Annotated in this window: 8 protein-coding genes and 2 rRNA genes; 2 read left to right on the forward strand and 8 right to left on the reverse strand. The window is 63.9% G+C overall.

All coding sequences use genetic code 11. The annotated features are described in order from the left end of the window. Positions 1-77 precede the first annotated feature (77 nt). Positions 78-710 carry a Pr6Pr family membrane protein gene (locus OHQ90_RS31200; protein WP_328403601.1) on the reverse strand — a complete coding sequence of 211 codons (633 nt, stop codon included), beginning with the start codon at positions 708-710 and terminating at the stop codon, positions 78-80. Positions 711-870: 160 nt separating this feature from the next. Here OHQ90_RS31200 and hrpA point away from each other — a divergent pair, with 160 nt between their 5' ends. Further along, positions 871-5142 carry an ATP-dependent RNA helicase HrpA gene (hrpA, locus tag OHQ90_RS31205; RefSeq protein ID WP_328403603.1) on the forward strand — a complete coding sequence of 1424 codons (4272 nt, stop codon included), beginning with the start codon at positions 871-873 and terminating at the stop codon, positions 5140-5142. A gap of 26 nt (positions 5143-5168) precedes the next feature. Here the strand turns inward: hrpA and nrdR are convergent, their stop codons facing one another. The 3 genes from nrdR to OHQ90_RS31220 all read right to left on the reverse strand — a co-directional run bounded on the left by nrdR (position 5169) and on the right by OHQ90_RS31220 (position 7747). Further along, positions 5169-5645, reverse strand: coding sequence for a transcriptional regulator NrdR (gene nrdR / locus OHQ90_RS31210; protein WP_328403605.1), 477 nt, complete (start codon positions 5643-5645; stop codon positions 5169-5171). A gap of 150 nt (positions 5646-5795) precedes the next feature. Then, positions 5796-7142 (reverse strand): hypothetical protein, encoded by a 1347-nt coding sequence (locus OHQ90_RS31215; protein WP_328403607.1) that lies wholly within the window; start codon positions 7140-7142, stop codon positions 5796-5798. A gap of 125 nt (positions 7143-7267) precedes the next feature. Then, the gene (locus OHQ90_RS31220; RefSeq protein WP_328403609.1) at positions 7268-7747 is read right to left on the reverse strand and encodes a hypothetical protein; all 480 of its coding nucleotides are present in this window, start codon (positions 7745-7747) and stop codon (positions 7268-7270) included. Between the two features lie 210 nt (positions 7748-7957). On the opposite strand from OHQ90_RS31220, the gene lexA reads away from it, so the two are divergent. Continuing rightward, the gene (gene lexA / locus OHQ90_RS31225; protein WP_328403611.1) at positions 7958-8668 is read left to right on the forward strand and encodes a transcriptional repressor LexA; all 711 of its coding nucleotides are present in this window, start codon (positions 7958-7960) and stop codon (positions 8666-8668) included. 51 nt (positions 8669-8719) lie between these two features. Here the strand turns inward: lexA and OHQ90_RS31230 are convergent, their stop codons facing one another. The 4 genes from OHQ90_RS31230 to OHQ90_RS31245 form a co-directional block, all read right to left on the reverse strand. Then, positions 8720-10297, reverse strand: a complete 1578-nt coding sequence (locus OHQ90_RS31230) for a carboxylesterase/lipase family protein (RefSeq protein ID WP_328413214.1) — start codon at positions 10295-10297, stop codon at positions 8720-8722. Positions 10298-10483: 186 nt separating this feature from the next. Then, positions 10484-11149, reverse strand: coding sequence for a class I SAM-dependent methyltransferase (locus OHQ90_RS31235; protein WP_328403613.1), 666 nt, complete (start codon positions 11147-11149; stop codon positions 10484-10486). 115 nt (positions 11150-11264) lie between these two features. After that, a 5S ribosomal RNA gene (gene rrf, locus OHQ90_RS31240) occupies positions 11265-11381 on the reverse strand. A 120-nt stretch (positions 11382-11501) separates the two neighbouring features. Then, positions 11502-14634 (reverse strand): 23S ribosomal RNA (locus tag OHQ90_RS31245). Positions 14635-14797: the final 163 nt, after the last annotated feature.

Raw genomic sequence — 14797 nt, forward strand, 5'->3', positions numbered from 1 at the left:
CATTGTCGGTGCGGACCAGTCCAATGTCGGACGCGCCCAGCCGAATTCGAACGCACCCGAGGGGTGAGTGAACGCGCTCAGTCCGTCGTGGCAGGTTCGCGCCGGCGGGCAGTGAGTACACCGAGAGAGACAACGGCTATGGCAAGCAGGGCGAAGACGCCCGAGAGGATGACCAGACCGATGATCAGCGAGATGTAGCCCTGCTCGCGGGGATCAAGGAAGGGATAGGGGTACCAGTCGACTATCGCGCCGCGGATGAGGGTGTAGGCGCCGTAGCCGGCCGGGTAGATCAGCCAGGCGCCGACCAGTGTGCTGGTGATGCCGAGGGTCGCGGGGACCAGGATCCAGTCCAGCACCACGACGATGGGCAGGATGCGGTGCAGGACGTCGTTGATCCACTTGTCGGTAAGCATCACGTCGACCTTGGCAAGCAGGACGGCATAGACGACGCCGGTGATGAGCAGGTACAGCGTGGTCGCGCCACGGATGGCCTGCCAACGGCGATCACGGGGGTCACGCACGGCGCCGACCAGCAGGACGATGACAGCGAGAACATTGGATTGGATGGTGAAGTAGCTGACGTAGTTGGCGACGGAGAAGCCGGCGTCGTCTAGGTTGCGGATAGGTATCCACACCAGCGCGAAGATGCCGAGTGCGGCAAACGCGAAGCGCGGGATACGAATCCACAGCGAAGCAGCACCGGCGGTCATCTCTGGATCGTCGCACATCAGGATGGCTTTCACGGGTGAACCCAGCTCGTCGGAATCGCAGTGCCACCGCCGTCACGCACGGTGTGCTCGCTGGATGCCCGGGCCCGACCGGGGTTCAACGAGCGGTCCGCAGGAGCGTTTCGCTACGCTGGTAGACGCAATGACCAGGACAGCCGACCCGATTCTCCGCGAGCTTCGTGACCGCCTGGCCGCCGTAACCCTCCGCGACGAACACCGGTTGCGCCGACGCCTGGACCGGGCCCGTCGCGACGATCTCAGCGCCGTCGCGGTCGATATCGCGGCGGCCGAGGGACGCATCGAGGCCCGCCGCGCAGCGGTACCCGAAATCCGCTACCCCGAACAGCTGCCGGTCTCCGCACGCCGCGGAGACATCGCGAAGGCGATCGCCGAGAACCAAGTGGTGATCGTGGCAGGCGAGACCGGCTCCGGTAAGACCACCCAGATCCCCAAGATCTGCCTGGAGCTCGGCCGCGGCATTCGCGGGACGATCGGGCACACCCAGCCGCGCAGGCTAGCCGCACGCACCGTCGCCGAACGCATCGCGGAGGAGCTCGGCACCGAACTCGGTGACGTTGTCGGCTACACCGTGCGGTTCACCGATCAGGCGTCCGATCGCACGCTGGTCAAGCTGATGACCGACGGCATCCTGCTCGCGGAAATCCAGCGTGACCGGCTGCTGCGCCGCTACGACACGATCATCATCGACGAGGCGCACGAACGCAGCCTCAATATCGATTTCCTGCTCGGGTACCTCAAACAGTTACTGCCGCGCAGGCCCGATCTCAAGGTGATCATCACCTCCGCGACCATCGACCCGGAACTGTTCGCACGCCACTTCAGTGACGAATCCGGCACTCCCGCACCGATTGTCGAGGTCTCCGGCCGGTCCTATCCGGTGGAGATCCGCTACCGGCCACTCACGCTCGAACTACCCGGTTCCTCCGACGAAGAAGACGACGAAGACACCAGGGTCGTCGACCGCGACCCGGTCGACGCCATCGGCGACGCGGTCGGTGAACTCTTCACCGAGGGCGACGGCGATGTCCTGGTGTTCCTGTCCGGCGAGCGCGAAATCCGCGACGCCGCAGACGCGCTGCGCGACCTGAAGCTCCCGCGCACCGAGATCCTCCCGCTGTATGCGCGCCTGTCGACCGCCGAGCAGCATCGGGTGTTCGCCCCACATCCCGGGCGTCGTGTGGTGCTCGCCACCAATGTCGCGGAGACCTCGCTCACCGTGCCTGGCATCCGCTACGTCATCGACCCCGGCACCGCGCGCATCTCCCGGTATTCGATGCGCACCAAGGTGCAGCGCCTGCCCATCGAAGAGGTCTCGCAAGCCTCGGCCCGGCAGCGCGCCGGGCGCTGTGGTCGCGTGGCCGACGGCATCTGCATTCGCCTCTACTCCGAGGACGACTTCGAATCCAGGCCCGCCTTCACCGAACCGGAGATCCTGCGCACCAATCTGGCCGCTGTGATCCTGCAGATGACCGCGCTCGGCCTCGGTGACATCGAGAACTTTCCGTTCGTGGAGGCGCCGGACCGTCGCGCCATCCGCGACGGCATCGCATTGCTGGAGGAACTCGGGGCACTCGCTCCGCGCGCTACGGCCGAACCCACGCGGCGGCGACCCACGTCGACCGAAATCGACTACCGGGCACAGCGCGGTTCCGACGGGGGCGCAGGCGAGCAACAGCAGCGTGACGACAGCGCCGCACACACACCGGTTCTCGACAGCGAGCCGACGGGCGACGCCACGCTGACGCTGACGCCGATCGGGCGCGAAATGGCGCAACTACCGGTCGATCCGCGCATGGCGCGCATGCTTGTCGAGGCGAACCGAAACGGCTGCCTGGCCGACGTCCTGGTCATCGTGGCCGCGCTATCGATCCAAGATGTGCGTGAACGCCCCGCCGACCACCAGCAGGCCGCCGACACCAAGCACGCACGGTTCGTCGTGGAGGGCTCGGATTTCCTCGCCTACCTACGGCTATGGGAGTACCTTACCGAGCAGCGGAAATCGCTGTCCGCCAACCAGTTCCGCCGGATGTGTCGCGACGAGTTCCTGCACTACCTGCGCATTCGGGAATGGCAGGACCTACATGGGCAACTGCGGACCATCACGCGGGGACTCGGCTGGTCGACACAGCCCGACGGCGGCGCCCCCGGCGGCCGGATATCCGATTCCCCAGCAGATGGCGATCCCGGCCCGCGCCGCGGACGCCGCGACAGACGTGCATCGAACCCCAAGGCCGACAACGCTTCCACTGCTGCCGCATCCGGACAGCAGACCGGATCGCGGCGTGGTAGACAGCCCGAGTCCACAGTGCAGGCAGCACCCCTCGACGATGACGGCACCCCCTGGGATTCCACCTCGATCCACCAGGCACTGCTGGCAGGCATGCTGTCGCATATCGGTGTCCGAGAAGCGGAATCACGCGAGTTCGTCGGCGCACGCAACGCCAAGTTCATGATTTTCCCCGGCTCCTCCCTCGCGAAGAAGCCGCCGCGCTGGGTGATGGCCGCGGAACTGGTCGAGACATCGCGGCTGTGGGGCCGGATGGCCGCCAGGGTGGAACCGGAATGGGCCGAGCGCCTAGCCGGAGATCTGGTGAAACGCACCTACTCCGAACCGCATTGGTCTGCCAAGCGCGGCGCCGCCCGCGCCTACGAGCGCGTCACTCTTTACGGCGTCCCGCTGGTGACCAGCCGCCCCGTCGATTACGGGCGAATCGATCCTGAGCTGTCGCGCGAACTGTTCGTTCGACACGCACTTGTGCAGGGTGAATGGCAAACCCACCACGAGTTCTTCCACCGCAACCGCGCCCTGCTCGACGATGTGGCCGATCTGGAGCATCGTGCCCGTCGGCGCGACATTCTCGTCGATGACGAGGTGCTCTTCGAGTTCTACGATCGGCGCATCCCGGCCGACATCGTGTCGGTGCGGCATTTCGACACCTGGTGGCGCACCGCGAAGCGTAAAGATCCCGCCCAGCTGGACTTCTCGACCGACACCGTCGTCAACGAGGGCACGGCGACCCTCGATCCGACCGATTTCCCCGATGCGTGGCGTCAGGGCGAGCTGAGCTTCCCGCTCACCTACCAATTCGAGCCGGGCAACGACGACGACGGCGTCACGGTCCGCATCCCGGTAGCACAGCTGGCCCACGTTCGGCCGGTCGGGTTCGACTGGTTGGTGCCGGGCATGCGCGACGAACTCGCCGCCGCCATGATCAAGACACTGCCGAAGACGTTGCGCCGCACAGTTGTTCCGGCGCCCGACTTCGCCGCGGCGGCACTCGCCGCGCTCACCCCGCGCGCCGAACCGCTGCGCACCGGTCTGGCACGGGAGCTGTCGCGCCTCGGCTCTGTCACGATCACGCCGAAGGATCTCGACCCTGCCGCTCTGCCCGACCATCTGCGCATGACCTTCGCGGCCACCGACGCCTCCGGGCGCACCCTGGCCAGCGGCAAGAGTCTCTCTCAGCTGAAAACCCAGCTGGCCGCACAGGTTTCCGCCTCCGTCGCCCGCGCCACCGCAGGCGCGGAGCGGGCCCCTGCCACGGTGTGGACCTCGGAGTCCCTCGGCACGGTCGAATCCACCGTTCGCCGCGAAGTGGCCGGTCAGACGGTCACCGGCTATCCGGCGCTGGTGCCGGAGGGCGACGGTGTCGCCGTGCGGGTGCTCAGCTCGCCGGTCGAACAGGTCGCCGCGATGCGGGCGGGCACGCGCGCGCTGGTGCTGCGTGCGATTCCCACCTCGCCGCGTACCGTGACAGCCGGGCTGCCCGCCGCGGACCGGCTTGCGCTGAGCCAGAACCCGTATGGTTCGTTGGAGGCCCTCGTCGAGGACTGCCGGGCCGCGGCCGCCGACGAACTCATCGCCGCCGCGGGCGGTCCCGTTCGCAGTCCCGACCGTTTCGACGCCCTCGTCGCCGCTATCCGGCCGAAGCTCGCCGACGCCGTCACCCGCTACGTGCGCCTCGTGGTCCCGGTCCTTGCTGGCGCACACCAGCTTTCGGTGGCACTCGCGGCAGCCACCGACCGCGACATCGCCGACGATGTCCGCCATCAGCTCGGCGAGCTGGTGTTCCCCGGCTTCATCTCCGAATGGGGCGGCACCCGGCTTCGCGAACTGCCCCGGTATCTGCGGGCAGCGACCGTCCGCCTGGAGTCACTGCCCGGCTCGGCAGTCCGCGACCGTCAGGCCACGATCGAGCTCGACCGGGCGCTGGCCGCCTACGACCGGCTCATCGCTGTCCTTCCGGAACACCGCAAGCACGCCACCGCCGTCACCGAAATCTGGTGGATGATCGAGGAATTCCGGGTCAGCCTGTTCGCCCAGAAGCTCGGCACACCGTACCCGGTCTCGGCCAAGCGCATCGAGAAGGCGATCGACACGGTACGTCGCTAGGTACGGCCGTTTGGTTCAGCGTGGCGTCAGTCGACGGTCGCCGCGACAGTCGCCTCGTCCCGATGTCGGCGCAGGTCCGCGATCTCGCGCTCGAAATCGTCGGCGGAGGTGAAGGACCGATAGACCGAGGCGAAGCGCAGGTAGGCGACCTCGTCGAGATCACGCAGCGGGCCGAGGATAGCCAGTCCGACTTCGTGGCTCGGCACCTCCGGCGAACCCTTGGCCCGCACGGCGTCCTCGACCTGCTGGGCCAGCAGGTTCAGCGCATCCTCGGCGACCTCGCGTCCCTGGCAGGCACGACGCACGCCGCGGATGACCTTCTCGCGGCTGAACGGCTCGGTGACGCCACTGCGTTTGACCACAGACAGAATCGCGGTCTCGACCGTGGTGAAGCGTCTGCCACACTGCGGGCAGGAACGACGGCGGCGGATGGCGGCACCTTCCTCGGCCTCACGCGAGTCGACGACCCGTGAGTCAGGGTGTCGGCAGTACGGGCAATGCATCCGGGAGATCCTTCGTCGATGCGCGCACTCGCGTCCGGGCCGGGCTCCGATTGGGGTGACCATTCCGGCGAGCACGTGTACAGGGGTCTAGACCTATACGTCCATAGCACTTCGAGGATACCCGGGCCGGGTCGGTGGCTTTCCCTCGCGTCACTCGCCGATCCGCCACTGCGTTGTCATGTCCGCGATAAGTTCGGGGATTCGCTGGATCATCCTGCCGCGGGCGAGCTTGTTCCAGAACGACTCACCGAGCCAGGCGGCAGCGAACGGCGGATTGCGCTCCATGTCCACATGGCGCGGCACCAGGTCGCCGGTGATGTAGGCCCAGCGGGTGTCCCGGTCGGCCCAGTTGAAGTCCGGCAGCGGGGTGCGCAGCGCCACGGTGCGTCCGCCAACGTCGGCGCGGACGGTCGCCGGGGCGAACACTCCCGGCGCCAGGACGCCCGGCACGGCAGGCTTGCCCACCACGGTGCTCATGTAGGTGAGGACCCGACCGATCGTGCCGCGGCCTGCGGAGGTCGCGTCCCACTGATCGGCAATGACGCGATTCTGTTCACGATCGGTCATCCGGACCAGCGCGTCTTCGTACCCGCCCGGTGTGTGCGAGTCGATCGACTGCCAGGCGGCACGGATATCCGCGTCGATCACCCCCGCGGCATACATCTCATCGATCCCCGCCATCCCCAGCGCGACATAGGCTTCATGCATGGGCACCAGGTCGGTGAAGATGTGCTTCTGCATGATCATCAACCGGGTCTGATACCAGGCGAGGTCCTCGGCGCTCAGGCGTGCGCCCTCGGTGGCGAGCAACCTGATGTCCGCAGGCACCTTGCGCACCAATTCCTCTGGGGTAGCGCGCAACAGGTCGGCCACCGCATTGCCGAACTGATGGATGCCGGGCACGTCGAGCACACCACCGATATCATCGAGATCGAAGAATCCCGAGGCGAAGGAGCCACCCGCGATGCCGGCGAGGCCCGCCCACCAGAACTCCGGATGCTGGTTGGCGAGCCGGAAGTAGTTGACATACACCAGATTGAAAGTGTTCTGGTTGGCGCGCACACCGCGCGCCGGATTCCAGGTCGCCAGGTCTATCGCGGCGTTGCGGGTGGAGACCACCAGCCAGTACTGATGTAGGAGCGTGGCATACCGTTGCGGGGCGACCTCGTCGGCTCTGGCTTCGTCGAGCGCCGCGCGCAAGGCCGGTTCGTCCAGCGGGACAACCGGGTTCAGGCCGCCGCCTGCACCGCCGTCGCCGTTGATCGTGGGCAGATCCAAATATGCCTCATACGCGGGAGCCGCATGCGCGGCGGGAATAGTCGTGAACCCGACAACGAGACAGGCGAACAGCCCAACGACCCGGGCAAACGGCCGAGCGCGGTGTCCGGCCGAGCTGAGCCGATTCATCAGGCCGGGCCGATCGGAACCGCCTGATCGTCCGCCGGCGCTCGGTCGGTCGGTAGTGCCGATGGTTCGAGCGGTACTGAGGTGCGTCATCGCATGGAATCCTGTTGCCTGAGTCACGTTTTCAGGACAGTAGCAACATGTTCTACTTTGCGATCAACAAATTCGGCCACCATCGGTAGCGGATCGGTCGATGCCCTCCGCCACAGCGGCCCGCGCTAGCGCGGCACCCCGACCCCAGCAACGTCGGGGACGAGTTGCCCGTCGACACCCTGCTCGAACACTGCGGGCACCGTCGTCGGCTCGCCTTTGTCGAAAGCGCCCTCCCGCAGGTGCGCGAGTCCGACCAAAGCCGTGACAACCAACGCACTCAGCAACGCAGCCACCGCGAGCACCGCGAAACCGACCTGAGCCTGCTCGACCATCTCCGCCGGGTGCGGGCCCCGCGCCTGCTGCACCGACGGCGTCGTCCGCACCCGACGCTCGTACAACGCCACCGTGCCACGCGGCCGGTTTCCACGCGGGCGTCGGTCCGCGACAGACCACTGCGCCGAGTCGAACACCCGCACCGCACCGCGATGCGGACGCTGCACCCGCGGAACAGAATCGAAACCGAGATCGACATCGGCCCGGCCTTGGGCCGATTCGACGGCGCCGGCCGCGCCGATGGTGCTGATGTCGCTGATCGCTGTGCTCATCGGACAAACCTCCGTGGTGGGCTGCTGACTGGAGACTCGATGGGGTAGCTATTCGATCAAGTGTTCGAAGAACTTGTGTTCGATTTCTACCACGAGACATCGACAAAGTCAGTAGAAACGCCCGACATGCCTCGAACAGATGTTTGAAACATCGGCTCGACCGGACTAGATTCGTAAGACGAAATCAACGACGGGTGAAGGGCGGTTGCGGTGAGCCACACAGACGACACGGGCGACGAGAGCGTAGGAGGCACCGACCCATCCGGGGCCGGGGCGGATCTCACCGTGCGTCAGCGCAAGGTACTGGAGGTCATCCGCACCTCGGTGAGCGAGCGCGGCTACCCGCCGAGCATCCGGGAGATCGGCGATGCCGTCGGGCTGACCTCCACGTCGTCGGTGGCCCACCAACTCAGGACGCTGGAACGCAAAGGCTTTCTTCGCCGCGACCCGAATCGTCCACGCGCCGTGGATGTTCGCGGTCTCGACGAGGCAGTCCGCGCGGTCACCAGCCTGTCCTCGGTCGAGGAATCCGACCCGAACAGGCCGACACCGACCTTCGTCCCGGTCCTCGGCCGAATCGCCGCCGGTGGCCCGATCCTGGCCGAACAAGCGATCGAGGATGTCTTCCCGCTGCCCCGTGAATTGGTCGGCGACGGATCACTGTTCCTGCTCAAGGTCGTCGGTGAGTCGATGATCGACGCGGCGATCTGTGACGGCGACTGGGTGGTCGTGCGTCAACAGAACGTCGCCGATAACGGTGACATCGTGGCCGCGATGATCGAGGGCGAAGCGACGGTCAAGACCTTCAAACGCACCGGGAAGGATGTCTGGCTGATGCCGCACAACCCGCTGTTCGAGCCGATCGCGGGCAACGACGCGCGGATCCTCGGGAAGGTCGTCACCGTCATCCGCAAGATCTGACGCGAGAGTCATTGCGGTGCGCGAGGTCCCGAGGCCCGCGCACCGCGTCGACTACCACCGCGTCGGCATAGTCGACCAGAAGTCCGCCTGATGCTCGGCGGCATAGTTGTCGACGAGCCTGCTTCCGCCGGGTCGGAACGACATGACTTGCGGCGCGGCCGAATCGTAGGCCGGGATGGGTTGGAGTCCGGCCGGATCGGGACTGCCTGCGATCGTGAAACGACCCCAGTACCTTCGCATTTCGCTGGCCAGGCGCTGCTGATCCAGGCTGGTCACCGCGCTGTAGACCCAGCTCAGGTCCCGCATGCTGAACAGCCCGAGCAACTCGCTCGCGTGATAAGCGCCCATCGGGAAAGTGGAAGGTGGCCCGAGCGGCGCGGGATCGTCGAACGAGTACACATAGGTCGGGTTGGTGCGGCTCAATTCCACAAGTTCGACGATCAGCCCCGACAGCACCCGATCGGTCCACGCCCTCGTCAGGGCGAGCGCGGGCTGCGCGTAGTCCGACACCGGGTATCGGTGTTCGACGCTGGTGATCTGCTCCGGCGTCAGATCCGGCATGGCAGCGACCAACGCGTCGTGATACCCCTCGGCGGTCAATGGCATGCCCAGCCCGTACCTCGTGTACACCCGCAGTGCCATCTCATCGTGGTTGGCACCAACCAGAATCGGCAGCTGCGGTATGGCGCCGCCGCGCATGGCCGCCCGCGGACCACTGGGCAGGAACGCGCCACCTGACACAGTATCGGTGACCGGATCCGCCACCAACACATCATCGGGCAGCCCACGCAGACAGGCCGCGACATCCGATCCAGAGCAGCCGTGCCGCGCCGCATAGGCGTCGCCATCGCTCATCGCTCGAGCCATCGGCACCGCACCCGCGCACGGCCCGCTCTGCATGATCACGGCCTGGAACAGTCCCCGCGAGCTCGGCGCGGCAAGCTGTGAACACACCGAACTGGCGCCCGCGGACTCGCCGACCAGGGTGACCCGATCCGGATCGCCGCCGAACGCGGCGATATTGTGCTGCACCCACCGCAATGCGGCCTGCTGATCGAGCAGACCGTAATTGCCGGAACCGGAGCCGTCATCCAGCGCCGTCGCGGCGAGAAATCCGAGCGCACCGAGCCGATAGTTGATTGTCACGACAATGACGTCGCCGTCGCCGCCGGTGATGAGCGGGCCCGCGCCGTACGTATCGCCGGACCCACTGGTGAAGCTCCCGCCGTGAATCCAGACCAGCACCGGCAACTGCTGCCCATCCACCGGCAGCGCACGCGGCGTCGAAACATTCAGGTACAGACAGTCCTCCGACTTCGCGATGCCAGAACCCAGTACTTCGAACGCACCGTTTCCCTGCGGACAACTCGGCCTCGCGCTGGTGGCATCCCGTACGCCGGACCACGACCCTGGTAGCGCGGGCGGTCGCCAGCGCAACTCCCCTACCGGTGGTGCCGCATAGGGAATCCCCTCGAACAACCGCAGACCGGCAGACTGCCTGCCGCGCAGTTGTCCGGTGTCGATGGTGACCACATCAGACGGAGCTACCACCGGTGCTGCCGAGGCCCGTAGAGCGAACCCGACCAGCACGATGGGCAGACCAACGATGGCCGACCAAGCATGTTTCATCACAAAAACACGCTAATCAGCAATCCCGCGCCTGCGCTGCCGCCGCACCGCACAGCTTCCACCGGACCGGGCCGTCCGGCAACTGTTCCGGGTCGGGACGCCCAGTCACCGCGACCCCGAGGACACCCCGTCGCCGGGGTCAGCGCATGACCGCGACACCGCTGCGCCGCTCCGTATCGCCCCCCACTATCGCTTCATTGCGACGAACTGGGCGACGGATCCGTTGCAGTAGAAGTCACCTCGGCTCAGACCTGCCGCATCGAGCCAACCGAGAAGTTCGTCGGCGGTACATGGCGGACCGAACACACCGACCTCACCAAGAGCCTGAATCTGCCGGTCATAGCGAGCGGCGACACCCGAAACCACGCAGCTGCCCACCATGCTGCCACCGGGGCGAAGGACACGGGCGAGCGACACAATCGCTGCACCCGGTTCTGGCATGCAGTGCAGGCCCGCGAAGGTCACCACGAGGTCGAACTCGGCATCAGCGAAGGGCAGCTCGACAACGTCCGCACGCACGTACTCGATCTCGGACAGACCATTGCGCTCGGCAACGCGCCGCGCCGCGCCCAGCTGGTGGTCGGAGATGTCCGCGGCGACATAGCGAACCTTCTGGTATGGATCGAGACGGCGCAATGTGACGCCGCCGCCGACTGGCAGATCCAAAATGCTTGCGCCTTCCGATATCCGGTTCACGACATCCATTGCCGCATACATCCGGTCGGTGTCGCACCCCCACAGCGCCCGGCCCACCGGCCTCGCGATCGAAGGGCGGTCGAGGACCGCATCGTAGATCCGGGCGCCGACAGCGCCGAACATCGGATTCTGCCAAACCTGCCTGACGTCAACCATTTTCACTCCCTCGGCGCGGTCCGGTCAGCATAATCACCGGGAAGTGTCTGTGTGTGTCCGGTGTAGAAACGACGAAAGCCCCCCGACCGAAGTCGGGGGGCTCTCGCGAATGATGTTCCGGCGGTGTCCTACTCTCCCACACCCTGTCGAGTGCAGTACCATCGGCGCTGGCAGGCTTAGCTTCCGGGTTCGGAATGGGACCGGGCGTTTCCCTGCCGCTATGGCCGCCGTAACTCTATGAAACTATCCACAGAGAGCACACCAAACAATCACCAGTTACCCGGATCATGCAAGGATGCTTCTGTATCTGTGTGTTGTTTCAGATACCGCACAGTGGACGCGTAGCCTCTTCGTTGGTAAGTCCTCGGCCGATTAGTACCAGTCACCTACACCCGTTACCGAGCTTCCAGTTCTGGCCTATCAACCCCATGGTCTGTGGGGGGCCTTAACCACTCAAAGGTGGTGAGAAACCTCATCTTGGAACAGGCTTCCCGCTTAGATGCTTTCAGCGGTTATCCCTTCCGAACGTAGCTAACCAGCAGTGCTCCTGGCGGAACAACTGGCACACCAGAGGTTCGTCCGTCCCGGTCCTCTCGTACTAGGGACAGCCTTCCTCAAGTTTCTGACGCGCGCGGCGGATAGAGACCGAACTGTCTCACGACGTTCTAAACCCAGCTCGCGTGCCGCTTTAATGGGCGAACAGCCCAACCCTTGGGACCTACTCCAGCCCCAGGATGCGACGAGCCGACATCGAGGTGCCAAACCATCCCGTCGATATGGACTCTTGGGGAAGATCAGCCTGTTATCCCCGGGGTACCTTTTATCCGTTGAGCGACACCGCTTCCACTTGCCGGTGCCGGATCACTAGTCCCGACTTTCGTCCCTGCTCGAGCTGTCGCTCTCACAGTCAAGCTCCCTTGTGCACTTGCACTCGACACCTGATTGCCAACCAGGCTGAGGGAACCTTTGGGCGCCTCCGTTACATTTTAGGAGGCAACCGCCCCAGTTAAACTACCCACCAGGCACTGTCCCTGAACCAGATCATGGTCCGAGGTTAGAGGTCCAATACGATCAGAGTGGTATTTCAACGATGACTCCACGAACACTGGCGTGCCCGCTTCACAGTCTCCCACCTATCCTACACAAACCGTACCGAACACCAATACCAAGCTATAGTGAAGGTCCCGGGGTCTTTTCGTCCTGCCGCGCGTAACGAGCATCTTTACTCGTAATGCAATTTCGCCGAGTCTGTGGTTGAGACAGCAGAGAAGTCGTTACGCCATTCGTGCAGGTCGGAACTTACCCGACAAGGAATTTCGCTACCTTAGGATGGTTATAGTTACCACCGCCGTTTACCGGGGCTTAAATTCTCAGCTTCGCGCCGAAGCGCTAACCGGTCCTCTTAACCTTCCGGCACCGGGCAGGCGTCAGTCCGTATACATCGTCTTACGACTTCGCACGGACCTGTGTTTTTAGTAAACAGTCGCTTCTCTCTGGTCTCTGCGACCCAACCCAGCTCCGAGAGTAAATCTCATCACCAGACCGGGTCCCCCTTCTCCCGAAGTTACGGGGGCATTTTGCCGAGTTCCTTAACCACAGTTCTCTCGATCGCCTTAGTATTCTCTACCTGACCACCTGTGTCGGTTTGGGGTACGGGCCGTGTACCAACTCACTAGAGGCTTTTCTCGGCAGCATAGGATCACTGAATTCGCCTCAATCGGCTACGCATCACCTCTCAGGCACATGCTGTGCGGATTTGCCTACACAACGCCCTACAGGCTTACACCAGTACAACCACTGACTGGCCCAGCTACCTTCCTGCGTCACCCCATCGCTTGACTACTACCAGCCAGGGTCATGTGCATCCCTCCACTCGAGACCCGAAGGTCTTCTCGGAAGTTCAGGACACTTAGCACAACTGATTCATCATGGGCGCGGATACACGGGTACGGGAATATCAACCCGTTGTCCATCGACTACGCCTGTCGGCCTCGCCTTAGGTCCCGACTCACCCTGGGCGGATTAACCTGGCCCAGGAACCCTTGGTCATTCGGCGGACGAGTTTCTCACTCGTCTTTCGCTACTCATGCCTGCATTCTCACTCCCGTAGCCTCCACGGCTGGATCACTCCGCCGCTTCCCTGGCTACAGGACGCTCCCCTACCCATCCACACCACTGCACCACCCCCCGCAGGGAATGGCGGATGTATTGTGTGAATGCCGCGGCTTCGGCGGTGTACTTGAGCCCCGCTACATTGTCGGCGCAGGATCACTTGACCAGTGAGCTATTACGCACTCTTTCAAGGGTGGCTGCTTCTAAGCCAACCTCCTGGTTGTCTTCGCGACCCCACATCCTTTTCCACTTAGTACACGCTTAGGGGCCTTAGCCGGCGATCTGGGCTGTTTCCCTCTCGACTACGAAGCTTATCCCCCGCAGTCTCACTGCCGCGCTCTCACACACCGGCATTCGGAGTTTGGCTGATTTCGGTAAGCTTGTAGGCCCCCTAGACCATCCAGTAGCTCTACCTCCGGTGTGAAACACGCGACGCTGCACCTAAATGCATTTCGGGGAGAACCAGCTATCACGGAGTTTGATTGGCCTTTCACCCCTACCCACAGCTCATCCCCTCAGTTTTCAACCTAAGTGGGTTCGGGCCTCCACGACGTCTTACCGTCGCTTCACCCTGGCCATGGGTAGATCACTCCGCTTCGGGTCTAGAACATGCGACTGGAAACGCCCTATTCGGACTCGCTTTCGCTACGGCTACCCCACACGGGTTAACCTCGCCACATGCCACTAACTCGCAGGCTCATTCTTCAAAAGGCACGCCATCACCCACCCAACCGAAGTTGGCGCAGGCCCTGACGGATTGTAAGCGCACGGTTTCAGGTACTATTTCACTCCCCTCCCGGGGTACTTTTCACCTTTCCCTCACGGTACTAGTCCGCTATCGGTCACCAGGGAGTATTCAGGCTTACCGGGTGGTCCCGGCAGATTCACAGCAGATTTCACGGGCCCGCTGCTACTCGGGCACTCACTACGAGAGCCGCCAGGTTTTCGTCTACGGGATTCTCACCCTCTACGACAGGCCGTTCCAGACCACTTCGACTAACCCAACGGTTTCTTACTCTCGCTCATCACGGCAGTGATAAGAAAATGAGCCCCACTACCCCACATGGACAACGCCTGCCGGCTATCACATCCACATGGTTTAGCCTCATCCGCTTTCGCTCGCCACTACTCACGGAATCACTGTTGTTTTCTCTTCCTGTGGGTACTGAGATGTTTCACTTCCCCACGTTCCCTCCACACACCCTATATATTCAGATGCGGGTAACACGACATCACTCGTGCTGGGTTTCCCCATTCGGAAATCCTCGGATCTCAGCTCGGTTGACAGCTCCCCGAGGCTTATCGCAGCCTCCTACGTCCTTCATCGGCTCCTGGTGCCAAGGCATCCACCGTACGCTCTTAAACACTTACTAACAAAGATGCTCGCGTCCACTGTGCAGTTCTCAAACAACACACAAGGCCAAACCCTGACTCAGCACCAGCCGAGAATCCGAAAACCCTCGCGGTATGACTGAAGATCCAGCCTTGTCGTTATCTTGCCTAAGAGGAAACACTCGCGTGTTCTCTCAGGACCCA

The organism is Nocardia sp. NBC_00403 (assembly GCF_036046055.1).
Lineage (GTDB): Bacteria > Actinomycetota > Actinomycetes > Mycobacteriales > Mycobacteriaceae > Nocardia.

Coding starts and splice junctions, on each gene's coding strand:
- nrdR (WP_328403605.1), bottom strand. CDS start 5,645: ATGCATTGCCCGTACTGCCGACACCCTGACTCACGGGTCGTCGACTCG.
- hrpA (WP_328403603.1), top strand. CDS start 871: ATGACCAGGACAGCCGACCCGATTCTCCGCGAGCTTCGTGACCGCCTG.
- OHQ90_RS31235 (WP_328403613.1), bottom strand. CDS start 11,149: ATGGTTGACGTCAGGCAGGTTTGGCAGAATCCGATGTTCGGCGCTGTC.
- OHQ90_RS31230 (WP_328413214.1), bottom strand. CDS start 10,297: ATGAAACATGCTTGGTCGGCCATCGTTGGTCTGCCCATCGTGCTGGTC.
- OHQ90_RS31200 (WP_328403601.1), bottom strand. CDS start 710: ATGACCGCCGGTGCTGCTTCGCTGTGGATTCGTATCCCGCGCTTCGCG.
- OHQ90_RS31220 (WP_328403609.1), bottom strand. CDS start 7,747: ATGAGCACAGCGATCAGCGACATCAGCACCATCGGCGCGGCCGGCGCC.
- OHQ90_RS31215 (WP_328403607.1), bottom strand. CDS start 7,142: ATGACGCACCTCAGTACCGCTCGAACCATCGGCACTACCGACCGACCG.